The organism is Solemya elarraichensis gill symbiont (assembly GCF_002021095.1).
Lineage (GTDB): Bacteria > Pseudomonadota > Gammaproteobacteria > Chromatiales > Chromatiaceae.
The window spans coordinates 1-4,354 of record NZ_MPRK01000152.1 but is presented as its reverse complement, the minus strand read 5'-3'; the positions used below and the strand labels follow the sequence as shown (position 1 = coordinate 4,354).

The window sequence follows — 4,354 nt, the reverse complement described above, 5'->3', positions numbered from 1 at the left end:
CATGAGTCGCAAGGGCGACTGCTGGGATATGCTGTCGTGGAGAGCTTCTTAGGCAGCCTCAAACAGGAGCGCGTTCAGTGGAGGAACTACCAGTCACGCTACGAGGCACAGCAGGACATCCTGGAATACATTTCCATGTTTTATAACAGTCGCCGGCTGCCTTCATACCTGGACTACATGAGCCTCAACGACTATGATCGGCAACTGATGGAGCAGAGAAAAGTGGCTTAACTGGGGTGTAATAAAACACTTGACTACGTCAATATTATGAGGATCACAGGGTGATGAACTACAACTGGACGTCAGTTGGCTTTGACGTTGGCTGAGAGGGACGAGGTGGACGCATTCAAGTTTATTATCGACCCACTGACAGCCGCTGCTTCTCTTGTCGCAATCGTTGTTGCACTTGCATCATGGTACAGAAGTGCGCGAAAACCGCTTGCAATTGACCGCCTAGTTATCCATCAAAAGGCCGATAAGAGTACTTTCATACTGAGCATGAGGAATCGTAAGGACTATCCTATCATCATAAAGCAGACCCAGTGCTATACCCGTCGATATTTCACCGTACAAAAAAATCCTCAGAGAGACCAGAGTATCAAGAGTCGCTAAACTTAGCGCATCAACTCTTCCTCGATAACTCGGAGGTTGAGCTATTGGCCAACGCCCATACAAATGTGGAAATCGTGGTGGAAATCGCGGGCGATTCGATCCTCGACTCGTGCTCTAAGCTCTTGTTCTTGTTTGATACTTCTCACGTATCACATCAGCTGTGGTGCAGCAATATCGAGATTGTGCAAATGGGAACCGGAGCCATAAAGTCGTAAATGTTGGACTATAAAAAAGATTTTCATTCAAAAATTCGAGCCCAAATTTTCTACGCTTGGGCAAGGTTCCGAAACGCTGTGGGATGGCCGATCAAAAAGTGAGCGTATTATCGCGACAAGTTTTCATTCCTGCGAGGTTGAACGTCGCCGTAGCTAACAACGCGCTAGGTCCGACAGACAGTTTGCTGTGCGGCATGTTAGTGGTTGGGTGTTGGTGTTGAATTGTCCATGCAGATTATCAATAAATATCGGTGTATTGTCTCTCATTATGTTTCAAGACCGTCTATCCTATCCCATAATGACCTGTGCCTTGTGACTTCACCCATTATTGGGAGTTCAGCCGATGCCGACGAGACACTCAGGCAGGTGCTTGAGTTTAATCAGAAGTGGGATGAGCTTTGTGATTGAGGCTGGGAATATACCGACCCAAACGCCCCTGCTGACTGCATTCCTACGTCAGCTTCTATTCCCAAAAAGAATAGCTAACAAATTGATTTTACGTCATTTCGTTGCAGACTTGTAATCAGTAGGTCGCGGGTTCAATTCCTGTCGCCGGCTCCATTAAAAATAAAAGCTCGCATCAGAACTGGTGCAAGCTTTTTTTGTCTGGTATGATTACTTTATTAACTTCTTGATAGCGAAAGTGGTTATTAATCTATCAATGTCGATTTGCGAGATAACCTCGCCATTAGGTTGTTGGATTACTTCCATTTAGAATGGTCGGTCGATGAGCTTGGGATGATTCCTTTGTGAGTCTCTATCGATAACAAGCCTGGATAAGCGGAGAATGATAATAAATGAATATTGCTGGAAAGCTTGTACGTGAAAGCAGGCGCGTACAAGAACAAATCGTCGAAAAAAGTTACACCTCAAAATACCTTGTCGTTCGTAATCTCCTGAGAAGTTCTACTCTTGATGATGAGTACTACCGGAAGAATTGTGCAATTCTCTGTGTTGTGACCGGGATCGAACATAGCGGAACAACCTTGCTTTCCCAGCTGTTGAACGGGCACCCAAGAATTGCATCAGGATCTGAACTCGGCATTCTTCTTAGCGATATTTATAACTTCTCGTCACAGCATCCGTTTTTTGAATGGCTGGTAGATGACGAGAGGCGCATGGGATGGGGTATTAACAGAAAAGACCGTGACCGATTATTGACGACTCACTCTTTTGATGAATTCTACTGGTTGTTGAATAAGCTGAAAGGAACGTCATTAAGCAACCCTGTAGTTCAAAATAAGTTTCGTGTATCTGATTTTCTCTACGATAAAACACCTCGCTATGTATTCAGCTTAAGCAAAGTCGTAAGGAAAATTGATGTGCCATTTGTCGTTACTCTGAAAACACCTTATGAACAGTTTGCGAGTGTCAAGAAACGAGCGGAAATCTTTAACAGGAAACTGGATATTGATGCTTTCTCTCAGAGCTACCTTAAGGCTATGCGGGAAATAGAGTCGGCAGAAACTTATTGTGGTGATCGATTGCTGATTGTTCCGTACAAGATTCTGACTGGTGATGTCGTTGCTGCGATGGAACGGATTAAAAAGCTAATCGGACTTGATGATGATTATGAACTTAACCTGGAGAGGTATAACGAGGAGTATGGAAAACATGTTAAGCCTGGCAGGTTTTTCGTAAAGGACAAAATTTTTTATAACGATCCTATGGAAAAGCTGACTGATTCAGAAATAAAACGTCTCACTGAAGTCGAAAGGCAGATGCCTCGATTGAGAAATTGCCTCTGATATTAATCTGCATGTGGTTGACCTGAGGCGGTTATTTGTTTATTCATGTAGATTGATACGTGATGGAGTGGTGTTGGTAAAACAACATGATCTTAATCAAACGTGGGTGCTACTATTCATTGTGGAAAAAACAAAACGACAGAGCGGGGTAGTTATGGGGGGCAATATTAAACCATTCATGATGTCTATCAGTGTTGAGCCGGATGAACGGGGTGGATAAGGGATGGCCCGGTTTCCTTAACCTGGCAGATTATCTTCTCTCGCTTAGGCCGAGGCTGGAAGATGCTACCGGTAGGCCTGTTCGATATAACTGGTGTTTGCGTCTTGACCCGCAAATTGAAGAGTTTTTCGGTTGTGCCGATTGGGTTCTCAAGGAGCACGGTTTACTTCTGGAAAAGTTCCTGGAGGATGGCGATGAGATCTGTGTACATGTGCATCCATGGCGTCCCGTACAGCGTTGGTTCAGGCGAACCTGGCTTGCTGACTATGTTGACCAGGAGTGGGCCGAGCATTGCATCAGATTGTCACACGACGCATTCGTCAGGCATTTTGGTAGAAGTCCTTCGAGTATTTCCATGGGTGATTTTTACATGAGTAACCAGATCATGAAATTGATCGATGAACTGGGTTTTCGTGTAGACAGTTCGCTATACCCGGGTATGGAACCGGTGAAGAAACTCAAAAGATCTGAACTGACACGCGGAACTTTACCAGATTGTCGACATGTTCCGGACAGGGCTTACAAGCCGTCGGTTACGGATTTTACCCGTCCTGGCGAGTCACATCACCAGGTGTGGGAAGTTCCGCTAAGTGCCGGCAGAGTCAGGCACCCGATCAGTGGTGAAGAGGTCCAGAGTTCCCTTTTGTTAGGTGCAATGCCGGATTGGATAGAAAATATTATTGAGAAGAACATGCAGAAATCGTCTCCTTATCTGCATGCCGGACTACGTACAGACGTGCGCATGAATGCAGACAACCGTGAACGATTTGACTGGGCTATGGGTTACATAGAGCAGCTTGGTCGCAAACACAACTTTCAGTTCATGACGCACAACGAATATTGTGACCTTCTGGATAATAACGATACCGCTTGCGCTGCGTGAGGTTCACAATGCCGCAATTCTGGAAAGTTCGCCGCGAAATGACTCGTATTGCCGATCAGTTTCTGGCTGTGCCGACTTTTATCGCAGAAGTCCTTTGGTACGAAGCGCTGCATATGTTTTCAAGGCGGCAGCCAAGGCGCTACCCGGGTCAACAGGTGGCCGGTAAAGATGTTGCAATTTTTCTGCTTTATCAGCCTGGCGGTATCCTGGCATCCACCGTGGAAACCTGCCGCCACCTGGTTGAACAGGGGTATTCAATACGCATCATTTCAAACGCACCTGTTAGTGAGGTAGACAGGGGACGGTTGGCACCCTATTGTCAGACCATCATAGAACGCCAGAACCATGGTTATGATTTCGGCGGATACCAGTTCGCTATCAACGAATTACTCACCGAAGAGGTTGTGCCGGAAAATCTTCTATTGATCAATGACAGCATCTGGTTTCCTGTTTTAACCAAGTGTGATCTTTTGCAACGTCTCAGGTCCAGTGCGGCCGATTTTTCAGGCCCTGTTATCTACAGGCATCGCAAGGAGAAGAAGACGCATTTACAATCCTATATGCTGCATTTTCGTCAATCTGCCATCGTTCACCCGGCTTTCAGAAATTTCTGGAGTAATTATCGCAAATCCAGCAGCAAGCGCTGGACGATTCGCTACGGTGAAATGCGCCTGAC

The 4,354-nt window shown here is 45.8% G+C and carries 3 protein-coding genes and 1 pseudogene; all 4 read left to right on the top strand.

Features of this window, described 5'->3' with window-relative positions:
• A pseudogene (locus BOW51_RS07885) lies at positions 1–231 on the top strand (IS3 family transposase); the annotation flags it as partial.
• A gap of 1,393 nt (positions 232–1,624) precedes the next feature.
• Entirely contained in the window at positions 1,625–2,575 is a 951-nt protein-coding gene (locus tag BOW51_RS07880; RefSeq protein ID WP_078477208.1) for a sulfotransferase, read from the top strand.
• Positions 2,576–2,787: 212 nt separating this feature from the next.
• The gene (locus tag BOW51_RS07875) at positions 2,788–3,678 is read left to right on the top strand and encodes a polysaccharide deacetylase family protein (RefSeq protein WP_135568147.1); all 891 of its coding nucleotides are present in this window, start codon (positions 2,788–2,790) and stop codon (positions 3,676–3,678) included.
• 8 nt (positions 3,679–3,686) lie between these two features.
• On the top strand, positions 3,687–4,354 hold a 668-nt coding region (locus BOW51_RS07870), incomplete at its 3' end, for a rhamnan synthesis F family protein (protein WP_281252879.1).